Origin of the sequence: Actinomadura sp. 21ATH (assembly GCF_041951345.1) — a bacterium.
Taxonomy (GTDB): domain Bacteria; phylum Actinomycetota; class Actinomycetes; order Streptosporangiales; family Streptosporangiaceae; genus Spirillospora.
The window spans coordinates 517,220-538,491 of sequence record NZ_JBGNUR010000002.1 but is presented as its reverse complement, the minus strand read 5'-3'; the positions used below and the strand labels follow the sequence as shown (position 1 = coordinate 538,491).

The following is a 21,272-nucleotide window of genomic DNA, read 5'->3' as shown; positions in this document are numbered from 1 at the left end:
GCCCCGGGCCGGTCACGCGGAACGGGTCAGCGCCAGCTCCCGGGCGAACCACTCGATCGTGCCGCGCAGCCCCTGGTCGACGGTGACCTCCGGCTCCCAGCCGAGCTCCTGGCGGGCCAGCGTCGTGTCCGGGCGCCGCACGGCCGGGTCGTCCACCGGCCGGTCGACGAACCTGATCGGCGACCGCGACCCGGTCAGGTCGATGATCCGCCGGGCCAGCTCCAGCATCGAGGTCTCGTACGGGCTCCCGATGTTCATCGGCCCGGAGTGCCCGGACAGGCCCAGCTCGACGATGCCCCGGACGGTGTCGTCGACATGGCAGATCGAGCGGGTCTGCGAGCCGTCCCCGGTGACGGTGAGCGGCTCGTTCCGCAGCGCCTGCCGCAGGAACGTCGGGATCGCGCGGCCGTCGTCGGGCCGCATCCGCGGGCCGTAGGTGTTGAAGATCCGCACGATCGCGGTGTCGAGGCCGCGCGCGTGCCGGAACGCCGACGTCAGCGCCTCGCCGAACCGCTTCGCCTCGTCGTACACGCTGCGCGGCCCGACCGGGTTCACGTTGCCCCAGTACGACTCGCGCTGCGGGTGCTCCAGCGGGTCCCCGTACACCTCCGACGTCGAGGCCAGCAGGAACCGGGCGTCCTTGCGCCGGGCCAGCTCCAGCGCGTTGCGGGTCCCCATGCTGCCGACCTCCAGCGTCTGGATCGGCCAGCGCAGGTAGTCGGCCGGCGAGGCGGCCGAGGCCAGGTGGAACACGTACCCGACCGGGCCCTCGACCCGCACCGGGCGGGTCAGGTCGCGCTGCAGGAAGGTGAAGTCCCGCCTGGGCAGCAGGTGCGCGATGGTGCGCGCCGAGCCGGTCAGCAGGTTATCGAGGCAGACCACCGAGATGTCGCGGGCCAGCAGGGCCTCGCACAGGTGCGAGCCGAGGAAGCCCGCGCCCCCGGTCACGACCGCGCGCGGATTTCTCATCGTGAATACCTCCTTCAAGGCGCTCCAGCGACCGGACCGCCGCCTCGGCGACGCGGTCGGCGGAGATCTCCAGCAGCCCCGGATCGGGCACGCCGCCGCGGGGGTCGCCGCGGCGGCCGCTCCACAGGACCTGGTGCCGGGCGCGGCCCGGCGGCGGCCCCCACAGCTCCGGCGGCGTCGGGCCGAACAGCAGCACCGACGGGGTGCGGAACGCGGTGGCCAGATGGCCGGTGCCGGTGTCGCCGCAGATCACCAGCTTCGCCCGCGCGACCAGGGCGGCCAGCTCCAGCGCCCCGGTCCGGCCGGACAGGTCGCCGCCCGGCCCGATCCCGCCCAGCAGCGCGACGCTCCGCACGGTCGCGGCCTCGGCGGGCCCGCCGGTCACCACGACCCGCTCGCCGCGCGCCCGCAGCGCCGCGGCGACGGCGCCGTACCGCTCGGCGGGCCAGCACCGCGCCGGGTACCCGGCACCCGGATGGATCACGACGGCGCCGGGCGCCGGCGACGCCAGCGGCGGCGGGGCCAGGTCCAGGTCGGCGGGGTCGGCGTCGAAGCCGTGCGCCGACACCAGCCGGCACCACCGCTCGACCTCGTGCTCCTGCGCCCTCCAGGCCGGCCCGTCGCTGCCGGGGACGTCCCGGTTCGCGAACGCGATCATCCGCTCCGGGCGCAGCGACTCCAGCAGCAGATGGCTCTCGGGGCCGCTGCCGTGCAGGTTCACGGCCAGCTCGACCGGCCCGTCCAGCGGCGGCAGCGGCGCCAGCCCGGACGCCGGGAACACGTCGTCCACGGCCCCGCTGAGCAGGGCCAGCGGCGCCACCCGCCGGGGCGCGGCCAGCGTGATGCGCCAGCCGGGCAGCCCGCGGCGCAGCGCCCGCAGCGCGGGCACCGCGGTCAGCAGGTCGCCCAGGCCCAGCGCCCGCAGCACCAGCGCCCGCGGCGGGCGGTCCCGCGTCACGGCCACGAGGGCTCCTCGGCCGGGCAGACCACCAGCTCGCGCACCTCGCAGCCGGCCGGCTGCGACAGCGCGAACGCCACCGCGGCGGCGACGTCCGCCGGCTTGTTGAGCTTGGCGTCCGGGCCGGGCCTGTACTGCTCGTCGCGGCCGTCGAAGAACGCGGTGTCCATGCCGCCCGGCACCAGCATCGTGACGCCGATGTGCCCGGCCAGCTCGGCGGCCAGCGCCCGGCTGAAGCCGACGACGCCGAACTTGGACGCGCAGTACGCGGTCGCGTCGCTCACCGCCTTCAACCCCAGCGTGGACGCGCACGTGACGATGCGGCCGTTCGGCGCGTGCTCCAGGTACGGGATCGCCGCGCGGACGACGGCGGCGGTGCCCAGCAGGTTCACCTGGACGACCCGCTCCCAGTCCTCGGCGGGCACGTCGTTCAGCTTCCCGCAGGCGTCGATGCCGGCCGCGGTGACGACGGCGTCCAGCCCGCCGGCCTCGCGCGCCAGCCCGTGCACGGCCCGCTCGGCGCACCGCCGGTCCGCCAGGTCCGCCTGCCTGAACATGACGTCGCCGTCGGGCGCGCCGTCCTCGGTCTTGGGCGGGTGCCGGTCGACGATCAGCGGCGTCCCGCCGTCGGCGGCGACGCGGCGGGCGACCGCCGCGCCCAGGCCGGAGGAGCCGCCGGTGATGAGTACCTTCATGATCAGGTTCCTTTCCTGGTGGACAGCATGCGGGTGGTCGAGCGGCCTTCCAGGAACGGCAGCAGCACGATCTCGCCCCCGCCGGCGCGCACCGTGTCCGCCTCGGGCAGCGTGACGCCGGTGTAGTCGGCGCCCTTCACCCAGATGTCGGGGCGGAGCCGTTCCAGAAGGGGTTCGGGGGTGTCCTCGTCGAACACGATGGTCGCGTCGACGTCGCTGAGCGCCCGCAGCACCCGGACCCGGTCGCAGGCCGGCGCCACCGGCCGGCCGGGGCCCTTGCGGCGCCGCACGGAGGCGTCGGAGTTGACGCAGACGATGAGGCAGTCGCCGAGCCGGCGGGCCTGCTGGAGCAGGTTGACGTGCCCGGCGTGCAGCAGGTCGAAGCAGCCGCCGGTGGCGACCACCGTGCCGCCGGCGCGCCGGGTGCGCTCCACGACGTCCCAGGCGTCGGTACGGTCGCGCGGCGGCCGGACGGCGGGCGATCCGGTGTCGGCCAGCCCCGCGGCGACCGCGGCGGCGGCCCCGGAGCCGACGAACTCCGACGCGCGGCGCACGCCCTCGCCGACCGCCTCGGCCAGCCCGCCGCCGTCGGCGAGCACCTCGGTGGCGCGGGCGGCGAAGCTGTCGCCGGCGCCGCACGCGTCGATCGTCCCGTGGGTGGTGGCGGCCTCGGCGGGGGCCAGGAACGGCGCGCCCGTACCGCCGCACAGCAGGGCGCCCTCGGCGCCGAGCGTGACCGCGACGGCCTCCAGCCCCCACGCCCCGGCCAGATGCCGGGCCCGGCGGGTGGCGGGGGCCAGCCCGGAACCGGGGATCTCCGCGCCCTCCGCGGCGGCCAGCCGGGCCACCTCGTCCTCGTTGGGGGTCATCAGCCGCGTGCCGCGCACCGGCGTGCGGCCGCGCGGATGCGGGTCCCACACGACGGGCACCTCGGCCGCGAGCCGCTCCAGCAGGGTGCGGATCGCCGCGTGCCCGGTCACGCCCCGGCCGTAGTCGGAGACCAGCACGGCGCCGGCCCCGGCTAAGGCCTCCGCGACCCGGGGGCCGACCGGGCCGTCCTGCGCCCGGCCCTCGCCGACGTCCAGCCGCGCCACCGACTGGCCCTCGGCCTGGATGCGCAGTTTGCAGGGGGTGCCGCCGTGCAGGTGGAACGCGGCCACCTCCAGGTGGGGTTCCAGCAGGGCGCGCAGCCGGTGCCCGGGCTCGTCGTCGGCGAGCGCCGTGACCAGCACGACCTCCCGGCCCTCCGCGGCGGCCAGCAGCGCCGCCAGCCCGGCGCCGCCCGGCCGGGGCCGCTCGTCGGCCTGGTCGATGACCGGCACCGGCGCGTCCGGGCACAGCCGCGACGCCGCCCCCACGATGTCGATGTCGAGCAGGACGTCCCCCACGACCACCAGCGGCCCGTTCACTCTCGATCACGCTCCTTTCAGCGTGTCGTCCACCACCCCGCACAGCAGATGGATCGCGGCGAGGTGGATCTCCTGCACGGTCGACGTGCAGCCCGCGTCGACGGTGAGCGCGTCGTCGCAGGCGTCGGCCAGCGGGTTGGGGCCCGGCCCGGTGATCGCCCAGGCGGTCACGCCGAGCCGCCGGGCCAGCCGCGCCGCGGCGATCACGTTGGCGCTGCGGCCGCTGGTGGACAGGCACACCAGCACGTCGCCGGGACGGCCGTGCGCCTGCACCTGGCGGGCGAACGCGTTCACCGGCCCGTAGTCGTTGCCGATCGCGGTGACGGCGGACGTGTCGCCGTGCAGCGGGATCGCCGCCAGCGGGCGCCGCTCGTCCTCGTAGCGGCCGACCAGCTCGGCGGTCAGATGCTGCGCCTCGGCCGCGCTCCCGCCGTTCCCGCAGGCCAGCAGGCGGCCGCCGCCGTCGAGCACGCGCGCGAGCCGGCGGCCCCACACGGTGATCTTCGGCGTCCGCTCCCGGAACCGCAGCGCGGCCTCGGCCAGCTCCTCCAGCCGATGGTCCCGCGCGGTACCCCCGGCGGCCTGCCGCTGCAGCGGTGTGTTCGTGGTGGTCATACCGTCACCTCGCTGCGGGCGGCGGCGCGCTCGTAGACGGTGAGCGTCTCGCGCGCGATCCGCGTCCAGGAGTAGCGGGAGCGGGCCCGGTCCGAGCCGGCGAAGCCCATCGCCGCGCGGCCGGTGGGATCGGCCAGCAGGTCCCGGATCCGGCGCGCCGTCTCGACCGGCCGCCGCGGCGTCACCAGGACGCCGGTGACCGCGTCCACGATGCTGTCGAGGTGCCCGCCGACGGCGGTGGCGACCACCGGGACGCCGCAGGCCATGGCCTCCAGCGGCACCATCCCGAACGGCTCGTACCACGGCAGCGTCACCACCAGGTCGGCCGAGCGCAGCAGCACCGGGACGTCCGCGCGGCCGACCCGGCCCAGGAACTCGACCCGGCCCGCGACCCCGGCCCCGCGGGCGATCTCCCGCAGCCGGATCACCTCCGGGTCGGCGTCCAGCTCGGCTCGCGGCGGGCCACCGGCGACCAGCAGCTCGGCCCCCGGGATCTGCGCCAGCGCCTCGATCGCGGTGTCCACGCCCTTGCGCTCGACCAGCCGGGACAGCACCACCAGCCGGGCGGGCTCGGCGGCGGGCCCGCCGAAGCCGGACGGCGCCGCCGCGTCGGCGGGCGCGGCAGGGCGGCCGGGGCTGAACCGGTCGAGGTCAACCCCGCACGGCACCACTCCGATCCGCTCCCGGGGCACGCCCATCCGCAGCAGCTCCCGCGTCTCGTCGGCGCAGGTGGCGATGACGCCGTCGGCGGTGCGGCCGATCGCCGACTCCAGCCGGATCCGCGCCTCCGGGCTGGTGTCCTTGCCGCCCTGGTGGCGCCGCTTGACCGTGCCGAGCGCGTGGTACGTCTGCACGACCGGCACCGCCCCCGCCCCCGAGCGCTGCAGCGCCTCGGCCGCCTGCAGCGACGCGAGCCCGCTCATCCAGAAGTGCGCGTGGACGACGTCGGGCGGCGCGGCCGCCCAGCGGCTCTCCAGGTAGCGCCCGAAGTCGGGCATCAGCGGCAGCAGGTCGTCCTTGGGCACCGCCTCGGCCGGCCCGGCGGGGACGTGCTCGACGGTCACGCCGGGCGCCAGTCTCAGCCGGTCCGGAAGATCGGGCGCGTCCCGCCTGGTGTAGACGGTGACGTGATGGCCCTGGCGGCCCAGCTCCGTCGCGAGGTCGGCCACGAAGACGTTCTGCCCGCCTCCGTCGGCCCCGCCGAGACCTTCCCGGGTGGCGAGCGGGCTCGCGTGCTCGGAGACCATGGCTATCTTCATCGGGTCACCTCCGTGAGGATGTGCCGCCAGTCCCGCAGGAAGCGGGGCAGCCCGTACCGGTCCACGGCGTGGGCGCGCGCCTCCTTCCCCATCTGGCGTGCGCGCGGTCCGTCCGCGGCGAGGGAGCGCGCCGCCTCCGCCAGGGTCGCGACCCTGGTGGACAGCACGCCGGCCTCGGGCGGGACGGCTTCGACGGCCTCGGTGGTGGCCAGCGCTACCACCGGGAGGCCGAGCATCATCGCCTCGATCAGCGCGAGGCCGAGCGAGGTCCAGCGGTACGGGTGCACGTAGACCCGGCACCGGGCCAGTTCCTCGTGCATCCGTGCCTGGGGGAGGTCCTCGTAGGTCCAGAGGCGTTCCGGCGCGATGCCCAGCCGGCGCGGGACGTCCGAGACGTTCATCCCGAACAGGTCCAGCGGGACGGCCTCGGCGAGCGCCGGGAGCAGGTCGGTGCCGGCGACCCGGCCGCGGCGCAGCGGGTCGTTGACGACGACGCCGGCGCGCGGCCGGTCGCCGGCGAACCGGTGGCCGGGGTCCACGACGCCGTGCTCGATCACCGTGGTGGGGGCGCGGCCGCAGTTCCAGAACAGCTGGTTGAAGTGCGTGACGTGGACGACCGGGATGTCCGAGCGGTTGTAGAGGAAGTGCCGGCTGTCGGGCACGACCTCCTCGGGCAGGCTCGCGTCGGCGGGCGTGCGGCGCGGGGTGTCGTGCTCGACGTAGACGGCCGGGACGTCGCGGCCGGGCCGGCGGCCCAGCCAGCGCTCGCACAGCGCGATCTCGTGCGGGCGCTGGAGGACGACGGCGTCCACGTGCTCGTCCCGCAGCCGGTCGTACGGCACCTCGATCGCGCGGTCGGGCCAGTGGAAGGTGTCCGGGCGGCCCCTGCCGTCCGGGCCGCGGTCCGGGGTGACCGGGACCAGGGTGGTCTGCGGCCCGTGGACGAACGACGTCGCCCACGAGCCGTGCACGTGCCAGAGCAGGACCCTCATCGGCCGATCAGCTCCTCGACGGCCGCGACGACCCGCGCCGCGGGGACCGCGGCGAGGCAGGGGTGGCCGGGAACCGGGCACTCGCGCGCCCGGGTGTCCTTGCAGGGGGCGTCCTGGTCGCCGAGCAGGACCGTGCGGACGCCGTACGGCGCCCACCGCGCGGCCGGGACGGTCGGCGCGAACAGCGACACGACCGGCGTGCCGACGGCGGCGGCCAGGTGGGCGGGGCCGGTGTTGCCGGCGACGACGGCGCGGGCCTCGGCGAGCACGCCGGCCAGCTCGGCCAGCGAGGTGCGGCCGCCGAGGTCGAGTCCGGCGTCGCCCGCGACGTACGCGGTCAGCTCCTTCTCGTCGCGGTGCCCGGTGACGACGACGCGGTGCCCGGCGGCGGCCAGCAGCCGTACCGCCTCGGCGCAGCGCTCGGGCGGCCAGGCCCGCGCCGGCACGGACGTCCCGGGGTGCACGACGACGTGCCCGGGGCCGCCGGTGAACGGCCATGCCTCGGGCAGCCCGCCGCGGACCCGCAGCCGCGTGTCGGCGGGGGCGGGGAAGCCGGCGTCGGCGGCCAGCGCCAGCATCCGCTCGGTCTCCGGGATGTCACTGTCGGGCCGGTGCCGCAGGTCGAGCAGCGACCCGGGGTAGTCCTCGCTGATGCCGCCGATCCACGGCACGCCGGCCAGCCGGAACTGGAGCGCCAGCGGCAGCGGCGACTGGTGGAACGAGGTGAAGATCAGCGCCCGGTCGAAGCGGCCGGCGCGGACGGTCCGCACCAGGTGGTCGAGCGCGGCGGCGTCCACCGGCCCGGGCTCGGGGTCTATCCAGGGCGCGCACCACTCCACGACGCGGTCGACGCCGGGCAGCAGGTCGGCGGCGGACCGGCCGCGCGGCCCGCACAGCAGGACGACCTCGTCCGCCCGCTCGGCCACGGCGCGGATCGCGGGCCCGGCGAGCAGGACGTCGCCGAGGTTGTCGAGGCGTGCCACCAGTGCTCTCATCGGCTGGGCTCCTCACCGAGGACGAGGTCGACGGCGCTGCCGAGGTCCGGCGCGACCTCGCGGGCCCGGGCGATCTCCTCCAGCCGGGTCCGGGAGGTGGGGACGAGGATGCCGCGGGCCCCCGCGGCCGCGGCGGCCTCCACGTCCCGGCCGATGTCGCCGATGACCACGCAGTCGGACGGGCGGGCGCCGAGCCGTTCGGCGGCGCGCTCGACCAGCCCGGGGCGCGGCTTGCGGCAGGAGCAGCCGGCGGCGCCGTCGTGCGGGCAGATCTCCCACACGTCGATGCGGCCGAGCAGCTCCTCGACGCGGGCGTTGACGCGGAGCACGTCGCGCGCGGTGATGTAGCCCTTGCCGATGCCGGACTGGTTGGACACGACGCCGATGCCGACGCCGTGGCGGCGCAGCCGTTCGAGGGCGTCCAGGGCGCCCGGCATCGGCTCGACGTGGGCGGGGTCGCCGTTGTACGGGACGTCGTGGATGAGCGTGTCGTCCCGGTCGAACAGCACGACCCGGCGCCGCGGCCACGGCGCGGCCCGGCGGTGCCGGATCAGGCCGCGCACGCGGTGCCGTACGGCGGCGGGAGGGATCGCGACGCTGGTGACCAGCATCCGGGCGATCTCGCCGGGCGCGCGCGGGCCGGGCCGGATGCGGGCGGCGGCGAACTCGGCGGTCAGGCCGGCCCACACCAGCCCGGCGGCGGTGGCGGTCCCCGCGAGGCCCGGAGAGCACGCCCAGGCCCGGCGCCCGAAGGACGCGGCGGCCCCGGCGAGGCCGGCAGCGTGGGTCCTGCCCCGGCGGCCGAGGGATGTGACGGCCCCGGTAAGGCCGGGAGCGTGGGTCGAGGCCCGGCGGCCGAGGGACGTGGCGGTGTCGGCATGCCCTGTTAGCGGGCCGGGGCGTGCGGCGCGGGCGGTGCGGGAGGCGAGCAGGGCGAGGGCGGCGAGCGCGGTCGTGCCGGCGGCGGTGGTGAGCAGGTGGAGGCGGAAGCGGCCGCGGCCCTCGCCCGCGCGGGCCCGCCAGTCCCGGCCGTGCACGCGCTTCATGAGGACGTCGTCGGCGTTGCCCGCCTGGGCCCGCACCGAGGCCCAGAACCCGGCGGGCCGCACCGGGTGGGTGACCCGGCGGGCGCCGCGGACGAGCCGGTGGCCGGCGTCCATGGCGCGCAGCGCGAGGTCGGCGTCCTCCCGGTACGCGCGGCCGTAGCGCTCGTCGAAGCCGCCGCACTCGGCGAGCACGGCGCGCCGGTAGGCCATGTCGGCGGTGATCCAGGACGCCCGCTCCAGCCCGGCGGTGTTGCGCTCCCAGTCGGTGGGGCGCCGCCCGGCGGGCAGCGGCACGGTCAGCCGGCCCTGGCTGCCGCCGGCGCCGGCCGGGACCGCGGCCAGGTCGGCGGCCAGCTCGGCCGCCCAGCCGGGCGCGATGACGACGTCGTCGTCCAGGAACACCACCCACTCGGTGGCGGCGGCCCGCCAGCCCGCGTTGCGCGCGGCGGCGGGCCCGCGCCCGCCGGACCGCAGCACCTCCACCCGCTCGTCGACCTCGGGCGGCAGCGGCAGCGGGGCGCCGGGCTCCGGCCGGTCGTCCACCACGATGATCGCGTGCGGGCCCGCCGTGCCGGCGGCGGCGACCGAGTTCAGCAGCGTCCGCAGGAGCGTGCGCAGGCTCGGCCGGCCGATCGTCGGCACGACGACGCTGTAGGAGAGGGCCGCGGAGGGCGAGAACGGCGCTGCCATCAGGCGGGGACCCCCTTCTCGTACAGGGCGGACCGCCGCACCACGAACGGGCCGATCGCCAGCAGGTCGACCGGCGCGGACCCGAAGCACTCCAGCGCGTCGCGCGGGTCGTCGACCATCGGCCGGCCCGCCGTGTTGAGGCTGGTGTTCACCACGACCGGCAGCCCGGTGCGCGCGTGGAACGCCTCCAGCAGGTCCGCCACCAGCGGCTCGTCCTCGCGGGCCACGGTCTGGACGCGGGCGGTGCCGTCCACGTGCACCACGGCCGGGATGCGGTCCCGCCATTCGGGCTTCACCCGGTGGACGAACAGCATGTACGGGCTCGGGATCGGCCCCTCGAAGATCTCGGCGGCGTGGTGGAGCGCGACCATCGGCGCGATCGGCCGGAACTGCTCGCGGCCCTTGACCGCGTTGAGCCGGTCGACGTTGCCCGCGCCGCCCGGGTGGGCGAGCAGGGAGCGGTGCCCCAGCGCGCGCGGGCCGTACTCGCTGCGCCCCTGGAACCAGGCCACGATCTCGTCGCGGGCCAGCGCCTCGGCGACCGTCCCGGCCAGGTCGGCGGGCCGCTCGTACGGGACGTGCGCCTCCTCCAGCCGGGCGGCCAGCTCCGCGTCGCTCCACTCCCGGCCGAGCGCGGCACCGGGCATCGGCGCGATCCGCTCGCCGGCCTCCCAGGCCAGGTGCAGCGCGGCGCCCAGCGCGGTGCCCGCGTCGCCGGCGGCGGGCTGCACCCAGATGTCGGTGTACGGGCTCTCGGCCGCCAGCCGGGAGTTGGCGACGCAGTTGAGCGCCACCCCGCCGGCCAGCGTCAGCCGCTCGGCGCCGCCGCGGCCGTGCGTCCAGGCCGCCAGCTCCAGCAGGACCTCCTCCAGCCGCGCCTGCACGCTGGCGGCCAGGTCGGCGTGGTCGTCGGTCCAGCGGTCCTCGCCGGACCGCGCCTTGGCCAGCGCGCCCCAGTCGATCCGGCCGGTGGAGAACCCGCCGTCGCCGGTGGTGCGGACGTGCTCGCGCAGCTCGTCCAGGAAGCGCGGCTCGCCGTACGAGGCGAGCGCCATGACCTTGTACTCGTCGCTGGAGCGCAGGAAGCCCAGGTGCTCGGTCAGCTCCTCGTACATGAGGCCGAGCGAGTGCGGCAGCCGCTGCGACGCGAACGTCGTGAACCCGCCGCGGCCCGCCCCGCCCTCGTAGGTGCCGGCCAGGTGCGAGTGCGCCTCGCCGCGCCCGTCCAGGACCAGGACGTCGCCCCGGCCGGGATCGGGCGCGGCCAGCGCGGCGGACGCGGCGTGCGCCAGGTGGTGCGGGACGTACCGGACGATGCCGGGGTCCAGCCCGGGCAGCGCGGTCGCCAGGAAGTGCGGGGCGCGGGTGGCGTAGCGGGTGCGCAGCTCCTCCCAGCCCGCGTCGTGGCCCTCGGTGCCGGGCTCGGCGAGCATCGGGTCGTAGGAGTACGCGACGGCGTCCAGGTCGCCGGGCTCCAGCCCGGCCTCCGCCAGGCACCAGCGGGCGGCGTGCTCGGGCAGCTCCCAGGCCGAGAACGGGACCGGGCGCTTGCCGTGCTTGCGCCGGCTGAACCGCTCCTCCTCGGCGGCCGCCACGACCGTCCCGTCCACCACCAGCGCGGCGGCGGGATCATGGAAGATGGCATTGATTCCGAGAATGCGCATTTCGGTGACTCCGATCCGACGGGTTCACCCGGCGTCGCCCGCTTTCCGGTGAGAACACGCGCGTTCGTCGTGGCTCGCGAAGGCGTGGTGACCGGTGCGGGTGAGGCGCACCCGGGCAGCACGGGCGGTGCCCATGCCGAACGGCACCGCGCGTGCGGGCGAGTTGAAATGTAGGCGTGAAATCGCTGGCGTCGCGAAATCACCTATAGGTCATTCACCTCTGGATCTCACCGAGGAGAAGCGGGACAAACGGAAGAGACGGAAGAAGCGCTGTGATGAAAGTCACACCGGCATCAGGCGTCACCGCGATCCGGCCCGGACGCCGGTGACCAGGCGACATGTCCCCGCCCATCCCGGGTAGGTGCGCGACCATGCACTGCACGGTCGTCGTCATCACCCGCGACCGGCGCGCCTCCCTGCTGCGGACGCTGTCCCGGCTGGCCGCGCTGCCGGAGCGGCCACCGGTCATCGTCGTCGACAACGCCTCCGGCGACGGCTCGGCTGACGCCGTGGCCGCCGAGTACCCGCAGGTCACGCTGGTACGCGCCGGCCGCAACCTGGGCGCGGTGGGCCGCAACCTGGCCGTGGACCATGTGCGGACCCCCTACGTGGCGTTCTGCGACGACGACACCTGGTGGGCGCCGGGCTCGCTCGCCCGCGCCGCCGCCCTGCTGGACGCCCATCCCCGCCTCGCCGTCGTCACCGGCCGCATCCTCGTCGAGCCCGGCGGCCGCGAGGACCCGATCGTCCCCGAGCTGCGGGAGTCGCCCGTGCCCGGGCCGGAATGGCTGCCCGGGCCCGCGCTCGGCTCGTTCCTGGCGGGGGCCTCGGCGCTGCGCGCGGACGCGTTCCGGGAGGCGGGCGGATTCTCGTCCCGGCTCTGGCTCGGCGGCGAGGAGGAGCTGCTCAGCGCGGACCTGATGACGCTCGGCTACCACCTCTGCTACGCCGCGGACGTCGTCGTCCACCACCAGCCGTCGGGGGTCCGCGACCCGCACCTGCGGCGCCGTGACGGCATCCGCAACACGCTGTGGACCACCTGGCTTCGGCGGCCGGTGCCCGCCGCCGCGCGCCGTACCGGGGGCCTGCTGAACGGCGTGCCCCGCGACCGGCACACCGCCGCCGCGCTGGCCCGCGCCGCCGCCGGGATCCCCTGGGTGGTCCGCGAGCGCCACCGGGTGCCCGCGCACGTCGAGACGCGGCTGCGCACCCTGGACGCCCCCCAGCGGCGCTCCCGTGCCCGCCGCTACGTCAGCTGACCCGCCGGCAGACCGGAGACCGCCATGACCGACGTCACGATCGTGGTCGCGACCCGCGACCGGGCCGCCGAACTGCGCCGCAGCCTGGAGAAGCACGCCGCCCCGGTGATCGTGGTCGACAACGCCTCCTCGGACGGCACCGCCGAGGTCGCCGCGGCGGCCGGGGCGCGGGTGCTCCGGCTGCCCCGCAACGAGGGCGCCGCCGCCCGCAACGCCGGCGTCCGGCTCGCCCGGACCCGGTACGTCGCGTTCGCCGACGACGACTCCTGGTGGGCGCCCGGATCGCTGGAGCACGCGGCCGCCGTCATGGACGCCCACCCCCGGACGGCGCTGGTCGCCGCCCGCGTGCTGGTCGGCGAGCGGGAGCGCCTGGAGCCGGTGTCGGAGCTGATGGCGAGGTCGCCGCTGGGCCACCCCGACGACCTGCCGGGACGCGCCATCCTCGGCTTCCTGGCCTGCTCGGCCGTCGTCCGCAGGGACGCCTTCCTCGCCGTCGGCGGGTTCTCCGAGACGCTGCACTTCGGCGGCGAGGAGGAGCTGCTCGCGCTGGACCTGGCCGCGGCCGGCTGGGGCCTGGCCTACCTGCCGGAGATCGTCGTCCACCACCACCCGTCGCCGCGCCGCCCCGACCCCGGCGCGCGGCGGCGCCGCGAGGCCCGCAACCGGCTGCTGACCGCCTGGCTGCGCCGTCCGCTGCCGGTCTTCGTCCGGGCCGCGCTGACCGCCCTCACCAGCCGGGACGGGCGCGGCGGGCTCGCCGACGCCGCCCGCGCCTGGCCGCGGGTCGCGGACGCGCGCCGCCCCGTGCCGCCCGAGGTCGAGCGCGCCCGCAGCGCACTGGAGACGTACTGAAAGCCCCGGACGCCCCGGACGCCCCGGACGTCCTGAAGCTCAGTGGTGCCAGGGCAGCCGGACGGGCTCGCCGGGAACGTTCCCCTTGAGGAGATCCGCCAGCAGCGGCGCCAGCTCCAGCGGGAAGACGGGATCGTCCGTCGCGGCCAGCTCGTCCAGCGTCCACCAGCGGTGCCCGAGCATGTTCTCGCGCTCGAACGCCTCCTGGCCGCCGGTGTCGACCTCGTGCGCCCGCGTCCGGTACAGGAAGAAGTCGTCGCGGAACTCGCCGCGCGCCCACCCCAGGTCGGCGTACCCGCCGGTGGTCGCGACCGGCGCGCCGAGGTCGCCCGGCGCGACCGCCAGCCCGGTCTCCTCGCGCAGCTCGCGCGCCGCGGCCTCGGCCAGCCCCTCGCGGGCGCCGACCCCGCCGCCGGGCGTGATCCAGCAGTGCCCGGGTGCCTCCCGGTGCCGGAAACGGAACAGCAGCAGCCGGTCCGCGCCGTCCAGCAGCAGGATCCGCGCCGAGCGGCGGCGGTAGCCGTCCCGCCGCGGCCGCCTCACCTGCCGAGCTCGGCTTCGAGCTTCTCCAGCTGCGCCGCGTGGATCCGCCGGAGCCCGCGCGGCGCGAACGTCCGCTCGAAGAACCCGCCGACGCCGCCCGCGCCGTTCCACGTCGTGGTGACCCGCACCCGCGCGCCCTGCCCGGCGGGGGAGACCGTCCACGTCGTGACCATCGAGGAGTTGGCGTCCCGCTCCACCAGCGTGTTCGCGTCCGGGGCGGTCACCGTCACCAGGCAGTCCCGGACCCGCTTGCTGGTCGCGGCCAGCTTCCAGTGGACCGTGGTCCCCGCGCCCTGCCCGCCCTCGCGCACCTCGTACTCGCTGAAGTGCTCGGTCAGCACCCGCGACCGGGTGCCGCTGTAGTCCCCGAGCGCCGCGACCACCCGCTCGGGACTCGCGCCGACGGTCTTCTCCGCACTCGCCGTGACCTGACCCATGCCCCCATCCTTCCGCACCCCCCGCGGTGATCAGGTGCTGTCGGAACCGCCGGCGGCCGTGAAAGGAGAACCGGCGAATTCCCGCCCGGGGCCGATCTTGGCGCGGGATCGCCATATCTTTCGAACGGGACGGAACGTCGCCGGGAAGTGCTTGGGATGTGCTTTGCATTTCCGTTCGGCGAATGCGCCCGCATGACGGAGGAAAATGCTGCGGCTGGCAGGTGGAAGGGGGCTGGACCGGCGCCGGAGCGGTACGGGCGAAGGCGATGTTCCGCGTGGCGCCGTAGGGGTAGAGCGGCTGCATGCTTCGATGGGGGGTACGTTTTCCGGCCGCCCGGCTGCTGGCCGGGGCCGTTCTGGCGGGTGCCGCGTGCAGCGGATGCGCGGCGGCCGAGGACGGCGGCGTGCGGTCGGCGGTCGCCGCGCTGTACGGGGCGGTGCGCGACGGCGACGGGCGGGCCGCGTGCGAGCGGCTGGTGCCGCGGGCCGCGAGCTCGCTGGAGTCGGGCGGGTCGAGCTGCGCGCAGGAGATCCTCGGGCTCGGGCTGCGCGGCGGGCCGGTCGACCATGTGGAGATCTGGTCGGACCGGGCCCGGGCGAGCGCCGGCTCCGACACCGTGTTCCTCACCCGGTGGGGGGAGGGCTGGCGCGTCAGCGCCGCCGGCTGCCGGTCCCAGGGCGACCGGCCGTACGACTGCGACGTGTCGGCGTAGAGGCGAGGAAGGGGAGGGCGGATGAAGGTGGTCTTCACGGCGATCCTGGTGATCCTCTTCGGCGGGCTGGCCTACTTCGCCGCCGTCGGGTTGCTGCACCGCTGACGGGAAGGGGGCGGGATGCGGCGCTTCCTGCGGGACAACGGGCTGACGCTGTTCTTCCTCGGGGCGCTGGTGCTGGCCCTCATCGGCCAGGCGTTCACGGGCCTGGCCGACCACAACGACCGGCAGGTCGCCCAGGGCGCTCCGGAGGCCGGCCTCGGCGACTACCTGACCGGCTCGGCGTTCGCCGTGGACGTGACCGAGAACTGGCAGTCCGAGTACTTGCAGTTCTTCCTCTACATCTTCATCACCGTGTGGCTGATCCAGCGCGGCTCGACCGAGTCCAAGACCGCGGAGCAGGCGGGCACCGAGACCGACCGGGAGCAGCGCGCCGGCGAGCACGCCGAGCCGTCGTCGCCGGCCTGGGCGCGCGCCGGCGGGCTCCGCGGCGCGCTGTTCTCGCGCTCGCTCGGCCTGGTGATGGGCCTGGTGTTCGCGCTGTCGTGGCTGGTGCAGTCGGTGACGGGGCGGGTCGCCTACAACGCGCAGCAGCTCGCGCAGTACGAGGACACCGTGTCCTGGGGCGGCTACCTGCTCTCGCCCGACTTCTGGAACCGGACGCTGCAGAACTGGCAGTCGGAGTTCCTGGCGGTGGCGTCCATGGCGGCGCTGTCCATCTACCTGCGGCAACGGGGGTCGCCGGAGTCCAAGCCGGTGGGGGCGCCGCACGAGGCCACCGGGCTCGAAGGCTGACCCGCGCCACCGGACCCGGAGGTACGGAACGCGCGAAGGCATTAGGGTCATGGCACGATCCCTCGTCCGAGCCGAGTCCGGAGGTGCCATGGCCGCGGCGGAATGGGCGCCCTCGGGCGTGGACCTCACCACCCCCAACACGGCGCGCATCTACGACTACCTGCTCGGCGGCAAGGACAACTACGAGGCCGACCGCAGGGTCGCCGAGCAGCTGCTGAAGATCATCCCCGAGTCGCGGATGGCCGCCCGGCAGAACCACCTGTTCATCGGCCGCGCGGTCCGCCACCTCGTCCGCGAGGGCGTCCGGCAGTTCATCGACATCGGCACGAAGCTGCCGACGCGCGGCGGCGTGCACGAGGTGGCGACCGGGCTGGCCCCGGACGCGCGGGTGGTGTTCGCCGACGGCGACCCGGTCGTGCTCGCCCACGCGCGGGCGCTGCTGACCGGGACCGCCGGCCGGACGCTGGTGGCCCGCGCCGACCCGCGCCGGCCGGACGCCGTCACCGCGGACCCCGAGGTCCGGCGGCTGATCGACTTCGACCGGCCGGTGGCGGTGATCCTGGACCGGGTGCTGCACTTCATCGAGGACACCGGCGAGGCCGCCGCCGCGGTCGAGCGGCTGCACGGCGCGCTGCCGGGCGGCCACCTGGTCTTCACCCACATCACCCAGGAGCCACGGCCCGAGGCGGGCGGCGAGGTCGGCGAGGTGTTCCGGCCGACCGACGGGCCGTTCTGGGGGCGGGGCCGGGCCGAGATCGAGCGCATCGTCGCGCCGTTCGAGCTGGTGGAGCCGGGCCTGACCTACACCTCGCAGTGGCGGCCGGACCCGGACGGCGAGCGGATCGCCTTCCCCGAGCGCACCTACACGCTCGCGGGCGTCGGGCGCGCCTGAGCGGCCGCGGCGCCGTACGGGACCGGGTCGGTGGTCACCGTCCGGGGCGCCCGTACGGTGACCGCCGCGAGGATCCCGGCGGCCACCGTGAGCATGATGACGGTGGCGAGCAGCAGCACGCTCTTCTGGTACGTCACCTGCCACAGGCTGGGATCCGGCGGGGCGGGCTGTCAACGGCCGCACCGGGGAACGGGCGATCACACGCATGCCGGGTCCGGCGGCGAAACCGCCCGCGGGACCGTCATTACGGCGTATCCGGTATCTCTTTTATGCCTCCACGAAACTCGCTAGAGTGACGGCCTCATCACAGAGAACGACCGTGGGCCGGTCAGGCGGGTGACGCATGCCCGCGGCCGCCGCGCGCGGTCGCACGGTCGAGCGAGGGGGAGCCTTGGACGTCTACCGGACCAGCCCCGGGACCGGCCCGGCGTTCGCCGGCGGGTCGCTGGAGACGAGGACCCTGGAACCGCTGATCACCCGGGACTACGACTCCCGCCCGGCGCTGGTGTACGAGCGGCTCCGCTCCAAGTACGGCCCCGTCGCGCCCGTCGACGTCCTCGGCGTCCCGTTCTGGCTGGCCCTCGGCTACGCCGAGGTGCTGGAGGTGCTGCGCAACCAGCGCGGCATCTGGAGCAAGCGGCTCGCGGACTGGCCGGCGTGGACGGAGGGCCGGGTGCCCGCGGACTGGCCGCTGCGCCCCGCGCTCGCGGTCGACCACATCGTGTTCCAGGAAGGCGGGCGGCTGCGCGACCTGCGCGCCGCGTACCACGAGGCGCTCAGGCCGTACCAGGACGCCGCGCACGCGCAGGCCCGCCGGCTGCGCGAGGTCATCACCCGGTACGCCGACGAGCTGATCGACGTCATGGCCGAGGGCGGGCCGGCCGGCTGGGCCGACCTGTCCGCGCAGTACGCCCGGCCGCTGCCGCTGATGGTGGTGGGTGAGCTGCTCGGCGTGCAGGGCGACGCCGGCGACGAGGTCCTCATGGACATGTGGCGGGTGCTGGACGCCGGTCCCGACTCCGCCGCCGCGCTCGACCGGCTGCTGGCCGCGCTGGGGGAGCTGGGCGCCGCCCGGATGGCCCACCCGCGGGAGGACATGCCCTCGTACCTGCTCGCCGCGCACCCGGGGCTGACCGTCGACGAGATGTCCCGCGAGCTGATGATGATCGTGGGCGTCACCGGCGACTACACCGGCGTGCTGATCGGCAACACCATCGCCGAGGTGCTCACCGCCAACCCCGAGGTCCGGGCCAGCCTGTCGGCCGGGATGATCCGGGAGACGGTGAACCGGGTCGCGATGGTGAACCCGCCGATGGCCAACCTCACCTTCCGCTGCCCGTCGATCGACGTGCGGCTGGGCGACGTCACGATCGCGGCCGGCGAGCCGGTGATGCTGTCGGTCGCCGCCGCGCACGCCGACCCCGCCTTCGCCGGCGGGCGGAGCACGGACGCGATGTTCAGCTCCCGCGCGCACCTGGCCTGGGGCGCGGGCCCGCACGACTGCCTGGGCCGGGAGCTGGCCACCACGATCGTCACCATCGCCATCGAGCGGCTCTTCGAGCGGTTCGGCGCCCTGGCGCCGACCCTGCCGGCCGACCAGCTCCCGTGGCGCTCGTCCCCGCTGATGCGCGGCCTGCGGTCGCTGCCCGTGCGGTTCGAGCTGGCCGAGCGGGGCCGCCCGGCCGGAACCTCCGGGCCGTCTGGAACGCCCGGTGCCGCGGCGGCGGCCTCGCCCGCCCCGGAGCGGCAGGAGGCCCCGCGCTCCGCGCTCTGGCGGTTCGTGCGCAGCCTGCGCCGGCAGCGGTAGCGCCCGGCGCTCAGCGCCCCCGGGTCGCGCCGATCGACCGCATGAGCATCGGGAACGCCCGGTGCAGCTCCCGCTCCCAGTACGGCCAGGTGTGCGTGCCCGGCCCGTACAGGTTGGCGGTCACGGTGAGGCCCAGCTCCCCGGCCCGCTCGACGAACGCCCGGTTCGCGAGGGCGAGCGTGGCCTCAAGGGCGTCGTCGGCCGCGCCCGGCGGATCGAGCGGCCCCGGCGTCCCGTCGCCGGAGGCGATGTAGAGGGGCAGGCCGCGCAGGCGCGGAGCCAGCTCGTACGGGCTGTGCGCGTGCCAGATCGCGGCCTGCTCCACCGGGTCGCCCCACAGGGCGAGCGGCTCGCCGCCGAACGCCGCCACCATCTCCATCAGCACGTCGGCCCCCGGCACGGTGTGGAGCACGCCGCTGAACGAGGCCGCCGAACGGAACAGGTCCCGGTGCCGCGCCGCGTACCCCAGCGTGCCGAGGCCGCCCATGGACAGGCCCGCCACCGCGCGCCGGCCGCCCGCGCCGAACTCCCGTTCCACCAGCGGCAGCAGCTCCCGCAGGTGGAACGTCTCCCACGCGGGCGGGCCGCCGGCGCCGTGGTTCCACCAGTCGGAGTACATGCCGTGCGTGCCCGCCTCGGGCATGACGACCATGACGCCGGTGCCGGCGGTCAGCTCCGCGACGTCGGTGTTCGCCGTCCACGCCGTCCAGCCGGGGATCATGTCGCAGCAGCCGTGCAGCAGCAGGAGGACGGGCGTGTCCGCCCCGGGGACCGGGACGGCCGGCAGCAGGATCCGCGCGTGGCCGTCGCGGCCGAGCGCGGGCGAGGCGATCGTCAGGTCGACGGTGCGCGCGTCCACCTCGTCCACCCGGGTGATGCGCGCGGCATCCCCGGTCACCGTTCCCGGACGCGTCTTCCTCACCTCGGCTCCCGAATCCCCCCGCAGCCTACCGCCCGCGGCCGCGCGCCGCGGATCCGCGGTTGCCGCCGGGGTCGCCCCCGGTTATGGTCGTGATCGTGACTGCCGGGTCGGCCATGGGCCAAGAGCGAGAGAGGTTCCCGGCCGGCGCGTGAGCGTCCGGCGGGCCAGAAGCCCGCCCGCTCCTTCTTCCTGAGACGTTCCCGATCCCACGAAGAAGAGAGCAGCGCATTTTGCCGATCGATTTCAACCAGCACGTCATCGACGAGTTCCGGGCGAACGCGGGCCGCGTCGGCGGGCCCTTCGAGGGCGGCCGGCTCCTCCTGCTGACCACCACCGGAGCGCGGACCGGCGCCCGGCACACCACCCCGCTGGGCTACCTCCCCGACGGCGGCGCACGCGTCATCGTCATCGCCTCCGCCGCGGGCGCGCCCAGGCATCCGGCCTGGTACCACAACCTGGTCGCGAACCCCCGCGTCACCGTCGAGGACGGCACCTTCACCTACGAGGCGGACGCGGTCGTCCTGGAAGGCGCCGAACGCGACGAGATCTTCGCCCGGGCGGCCGAGGCCGATCCCGGCTGGGCCGAGTACCAGGCCAAGACCACCCGGATCCTGCCGGTGGTGGCGCTCAAGGCCGTCGACGGCGGGCCTCCGCAGGGGCGGCCCGGCGACGCGCTCAAGGCCGTGCACGACGCTTTCCGCAGGGAACTGGAGCTGGTCCGCAAGGAGGTCGCGGACTCCGGGCCCGGCCTGGGCGCCCAGCTGCGGATCAACTGCCTGACGCTGTGCCAGGGGCTGGAGCACCACCACGCCATGGAGGACGGCGGGGTGTTCCCGCACTTCGAGCGGACCGTCCCCGAGCTCGCCCCCGCCCTGGCGCGGCTCCGCGAGGAGCACCGCACGGTCAAGCGCCTCCTGGACGAGCTGCGGGCGCTGCTCGCCGCGCCGGACCCCGGCCGCGCCGTCCTGCTCGCCGAGGTGGAACGGCTCACCACCGAGCTGGAGGCCCACCTGGACTACGAGGAGGAGCAGCTCGTCCCGCTACTGAACGGCTGACCGCCGCGGCCAGGGTGAGCGGCGCCGCGATCAGCAGCGCCAGCGCCGGGACCGCGATGCCGGAGTCGTTCACCGCGAAGCCGGCCGCGGCGGTGACCAGCACGGCCAGCAGCGCGGCGCGCAGGGCGGGCGCGTCCCGGTAGAGGCCGCCGAGCACGCCGTCGCGGCGCAGCGGCACGGCCATCAGCAGGACCAGGGCGAGCGCGGCGGGCAGCGTGAGCCACGCGGTGCCCAGCGAGTTCAGCATCGAGTCCGCCTTGCGTTCCAGCACCGGCCACGCGCCGCCGCCGAGCGCCCGGTGCCAGAAGTCGCCGAGATGGGAGCGGGCGGCGGCCGGCCGCAGCGAGTCGGCGTACGACAGCCCGGCGACGGCCGCCGCGCCCGCCGCCCCGGCCGCGAGCAGCGGCCGGGGCGAGATCCGGCGGCCCGCCGCCCACAGCGCCAGCAGCACCACGCCCGGCGTCAGCGCGAGCACGGCCGCCGCCAGCCCGGCCGCCGGGCGCGCCGCCACGACGACCATGACCCGGCGCAGAGATCGCATGAACCGCACTGTGCGGTCCGCCCGGTAACGCTCCGGTCGCGGTCGCGCATCACCGCACCGGTACGTTCGGTCCCCTGCCGGAGATCAATCCGGTGGACACCGGCCGGGACGGTCTGCCACCATGCCCGGCATGGACCTTGAAAGGGGCGGCGCCGCCCTGATCC

22 protein-coding genes are annotated in these 21,272 nt (G+C 76.0%); 7 read left to right on the top strand and 15 right to left on the bottom strand.

Annotation, left to right across the window (positions count from 1 at the left end; translation table 11 throughout):
* Window positions 1–12 precede the first annotated feature (12 nt).
* From ACA361_RS09065 to ACA361_RS09020, 10 genes are read right to left on the bottom strand one after another with little or no spacing between them, the layout of a single operon-like run.
* On the bottom strand, window positions 13–969 hold the full coding sequence (locus tag ACA361_RS09065) for an NAD-dependent epimerase/dehydratase family protein (RefSeq protein WP_375011376.1): 957 nt from the start codon (window positions 967–969) through the stop codon (window positions 13–15).
* Window positions 866–1,933 carry a glycosyltransferase family 9 protein gene (locus ACA361_RS09060; RefSeq protein ID WP_375011375.1) on the bottom strand — a complete coding sequence of 356 codons (1,068 nt, stop codon included), beginning with the start codon at window positions 1,931–1,933 and terminating at the stop codon, window positions 866–868. The genes ACA361_RS09065 and ACA361_RS09060 overlap by 104 nt, the downstream gene beginning before the upstream one ends.
* A complete protein-coding gene (locus ACA361_RS09055; RefSeq protein ID WP_375011374.1) occupies window positions 1,924–2,622 on the bottom strand; it encodes an SDR family NAD(P)-dependent oxidoreductase in 699 nt (232 codons plus the stop codon). Before ACA361_RS09055 ends, ACA361_RS09060 begins: the two co-directional genes overlap by 10 nt.
* A 2-nt stretch (window positions 2,623–2,624) precedes the next feature.
* Entirely contained in the window at window positions 2,625–4,031 is a 1,407-nt protein-coding gene (locus ACA361_RS09050; RefSeq protein WP_375011373.1) for a PfkB family carbohydrate kinase, read from the bottom strand.
* Between the two features lie 6 nt (window positions 4,032–4,037).
* Complete coding sequence (locus ACA361_RS09045) at window positions 4,038–4,646, bottom strand: SIS domain-containing protein (RefSeq protein ID WP_375011372.1); 609 nt, start codon at window positions 4,644–4,646, stop codon at window positions 4,038–4,040.
* Entirely contained in the window at window positions 4,643–5,905 is a 1,263-nt protein-coding gene (locus ACA361_RS09040; protein WP_375011371.1) for a glycosyltransferase, read from the bottom strand. Before ACA361_RS09040 ends, ACA361_RS09045 begins: the two co-directional genes overlap by 4 nt.
* Window positions 5,902–6,897: a glycosyltransferase gene (locus ACA361_RS09035; protein ID WP_375011370.1), complete on the bottom strand. Its 996-nt coding sequence runs from the start codon at window positions 6,895–6,897 to the stop codon at window positions 5,902–5,904. Before ACA361_RS09035 ends, ACA361_RS09040 begins: the two co-directional genes overlap by 4 nt.
* Window positions 6,894–7,892 (bottom strand): glycosyltransferase family 9 protein, encoded by a 999-nt coding sequence (locus tag ACA361_RS09030; RefSeq protein ID WP_375011369.1) that lies wholly within the window; start codon window positions 7,890–7,892, stop codon window positions 6,894–6,896. Before ACA361_RS09030 ends, ACA361_RS09035 begins: the two co-directional genes overlap by 4 nt.
* Window positions 7,889–9,628: an HAD-IIIA family hydrolase gene (locus ACA361_RS09025; RefSeq protein ID WP_375011368.1), complete on the bottom strand. Its 1,740-nt coding sequence runs from the start codon at window positions 9,626–9,628 to the stop codon at window positions 7,889–7,891. The genes ACA361_RS09030 and ACA361_RS09025 overlap by 4 nt, the downstream gene beginning before the upstream one ends.
* Complete coding sequence (locus ACA361_RS09020; protein ID WP_375011367.1) at window positions 9,628–11,292, bottom strand: carbamoyltransferase; 1,665 nt, start codon at window positions 11,290–11,292, stop codon at window positions 9,628–9,630. The genes ACA361_RS09025 and ACA361_RS09020 overlap by 1 nt, the downstream gene beginning before the upstream one ends.
* A gap of 371 nt (window positions 11,293–11,663) precedes the next feature.
* On the opposite strand from ACA361_RS09020, the gene ACA361_RS09015 reads away from it, so the two are divergent.
* Window positions 11,664–12,551 (top strand): glycosyltransferase family 2 protein, encoded by an 888-nt coding sequence (locus ACA361_RS09015; RefSeq protein WP_375011366.1) that lies wholly within the window; start codon window positions 11,664–11,666, stop codon window positions 12,549–12,551.
* Window positions 12,552–12,575: 24 nt separating this feature from the next.
* A complete protein-coding gene (locus tag ACA361_RS09010; RefSeq protein ID WP_375011365.1) occupies window positions 12,576–13,403 on the top strand; it encodes a glycosyltransferase family 2 protein in 828 nt (275 codons plus the stop codon).
* 39 nt (window positions 13,404–13,442) lie between these two features.
* Here ACA361_RS09010 and ACA361_RS09005 read toward each other — a convergent pair whose 3' ends face one another.
* Together ACA361_RS09005 and ACA361_RS09000 are read right to left on the bottom strand one after the other, a co-directional pair.
* Window positions 13,443–13,946, bottom strand: a complete 504-nt coding sequence (locus tag ACA361_RS09005; RefSeq protein WP_375011364.1) for an NUDIX hydrolase — start codon at window positions 13,944–13,946, stop codon at window positions 13,443–13,445.
* Complete coding sequence (locus ACA361_RS09000) at window positions 13,943–14,383, bottom strand: SRPBCC family protein (RefSeq protein WP_375011363.1); 441 nt, start codon at window positions 14,381–14,383, stop codon at window positions 13,943–13,945. Before ACA361_RS09000 ends, ACA361_RS09005 begins: the two co-directional genes overlap by 4 nt.
* 302 nt (window positions 14,384–14,685) lie before the next feature.
* On the opposite strand from ACA361_RS09000, the gene ACA361_RS08995 reads away from it, so the two are divergent.
* The 3 genes from ACA361_RS08995 to ACA361_RS08985 all read left to right on the top strand — a co-directional run bounded on the left by ACA361_RS08995 (window position 14,686) and on the right by ACA361_RS08985 (window position 16,783).
* Entirely contained in the window at window positions 14,686–15,096 is a 411-nt protein-coding gene (locus ACA361_RS08995) for a hypothetical protein (RefSeq protein WP_375011362.1), read from the top strand.
* Window positions 15,097–15,216: 120 nt separating this feature from the next.
* Window positions 15,217–15,891 (top strand): DUF6766 family protein, encoded by a 675-nt coding sequence (locus ACA361_RS08990; protein ID WP_375011360.1) that lies wholly within the window; start codon window positions 15,217–15,219, stop codon window positions 15,889–15,891.
* An 88-nt stretch (window positions 15,892–15,979) separates the two neighbouring features.
* The gene (locus ACA361_RS08985; RefSeq protein WP_375011359.1) at window positions 15,980–16,783 is read left to right on the top strand and encodes an SAM-dependent methyltransferase; all 804 of its coding nucleotides are present in this window, start codon (window positions 15,980–15,982) and stop codon (window positions 16,781–16,783) included.
* On the opposite strand, the gene ACA361_RS08980 is transcribed toward ACA361_RS08985, so the two are convergent.
* Window positions 16,753–16,920, bottom strand: coding sequence for a hypothetical protein (locus tag ACA361_RS08980; protein ID WP_375011358.1), 168 nt, complete (start codon window positions 16,918–16,920; stop codon window positions 16,753–16,755). The two genes, ACA361_RS08985 and ACA361_RS08980, sit on opposite strands and share 31 nt — an antisense overlap.
* 254 nt (window positions 16,921–17,174) lie before the next feature.
* Here ACA361_RS08980 and ACA361_RS08975 point away from each other — a divergent pair, with 254 nt between their 5' ends.
* The gene (locus tag ACA361_RS08975; protein WP_375011357.1) at window positions 17,175–18,590 is read left to right on the top strand and encodes a cytochrome P450; all 1,416 of its coding nucleotides are present in this window, start codon (window positions 17,175–17,177) and stop codon (window positions 18,588–18,590) included.
* Window positions 18,591–18,600: 10 nt separating this feature from the next.
* Here ACA361_RS08975 and ACA361_RS08970 read toward each other — a convergent pair whose 3' ends face one another.
* The gene (locus ACA361_RS08970; protein ID WP_375011356.1) at window positions 18,601–19,512 is read right to left on the bottom strand and encodes an alpha/beta hydrolase; all 912 of its coding nucleotides are present in this window, start codon (window positions 19,510–19,512) and stop codon (window positions 18,601–18,603) included.
* A gap of 230 nt (window positions 19,513–19,742) precedes the next feature.
* Here ACA361_RS08970 and ACA361_RS08965 point away from each other — a divergent pair, with 230 nt between their 5' ends.
* The gene (locus tag ACA361_RS08965) at window positions 19,743–20,567 is read left to right on the top strand and encodes a nitroreductase/quinone reductase family protein (protein ID WP_375011355.1); all 825 of its coding nucleotides are present in this window, start codon (window positions 19,743–19,745) and stop codon (window positions 20,565–20,567) included.
* Here ACA361_RS08965 and ACA361_RS08960 read toward each other — a convergent pair.
* Window positions 20,500–21,108: a hypothetical protein gene (locus ACA361_RS08960; RefSeq protein ID WP_375011354.1), complete on the bottom strand. Its 609-nt coding sequence runs from the start codon at window positions 21,106–21,108 to the stop codon at window positions 20,500–20,502. The two genes, ACA361_RS08965 and ACA361_RS08960, sit on opposite strands and share 68 nt — an antisense overlap.
* Between the last annotated feature and the right edge of the window lie 164 nt (window positions 21,109–21,272).

Bases quoted from the DNA above. Each gene is read 5' to 3' on its own strand.
- ACA361_RS09065 (WP_375011376.1), bottom strand. From the start codon at position 969: ATGAGAAATCCGCGCGCGGTCGTGACCGGGGGCGCGGGCTTCCTCGGC.
- ACA361_RS09055 (WP_375011374.1), bottom strand. From the start codon at position 2,622: ATGAAGGTACTCATCACCGGCGGCTCCTCCGGCCTGGGCGCGGCGGTC.
- ACA361_RS09045 (WP_375011372.1), bottom strand. From the start codon at position 4,646: ATGACCACCACGAACACACCGCTGCAGCGGCAGGCCGCCGGGGGTACC.
- ACA361_RS09040 (WP_375011371.1), bottom strand. From the start codon at position 5,905: ATGAAGATAGCCATGGTCTCCGAGCACGCGAGCCCGCTCGCCACCCGG.
- ACA361_RS09035 (WP_375011370.1), bottom strand. From the start codon at position 6,897: ATGAGGGTCCTGCTCTGGCACGTGCACGGCTCGTGGGCGACGTCGTTC.
- ACA361_RS09030 (WP_375011369.1), bottom strand. From the start codon at position 7,892: ATGAGAGCACTGGTGGCACGCCTCGACAACCTCGGCGACGTCCTGCTC.
- ACA361_RS09025 (WP_375011368.1), bottom strand. From the start codon at position 9,628: ATGGCAGCGCCGTTCTCGCCCTCCGCGGCCCTCTCCTACAGCGTCGTC.
- ACA361_RS09020 (WP_375011367.1), bottom strand. From the start codon at position 11,292: ATGCGCATTCTCGGAATCAATGCCATCTTCCATGATCCCGCCGCCGCG.
- ACA361_RS09015 (WP_375011366.1), top strand. From the start codon at position 11,664: ATGCACTGCACGGTCGTCGTCATCACCCGCGACCGGCGCGCCTCCCTG.
- ACA361_RS09010 (WP_375011365.1), top strand. From the start codon at position 12,576: ATGACCGACGTCACGATCGTGGTCGCGACCCGCGACCGGGCCGCCGAA.
- ACA361_RS09000 (WP_375011363.1), bottom strand. From the start codon at position 14,383: ATGGGTCAGGTCACGGCGAGTGCGGAGAAGACCGTCGGCGCGAGTCCC.
- ACA361_RS08995 (WP_375011362.1), top strand. From the start codon at position 14,686: ATGCTTCGATGGGGGGTACGTTTTCCGGCCGCCCGGCTGCTGGCCGGG.
- ACA361_RS08990 (WP_375011360.1), top strand. From the start codon at position 15,217: ATGCGGCGCTTCCTGCGGGACAACGGGCTGACGCTGTTCTTCCTCGGG.
- ACA361_RS08985 (WP_375011359.1), top strand. From the start codon at position 15,980: ATGGCCGCGGCGGAATGGGCGCCCTCGGGCGTGGACCTCACCACCCCC.
- ACA361_RS08960 (WP_375011354.1), bottom strand. From the start codon at position 21,108: ATGCGATCTCTGCGCCGGGTCATGGTCGTCGTGGCGGCGCGCCCGGCG.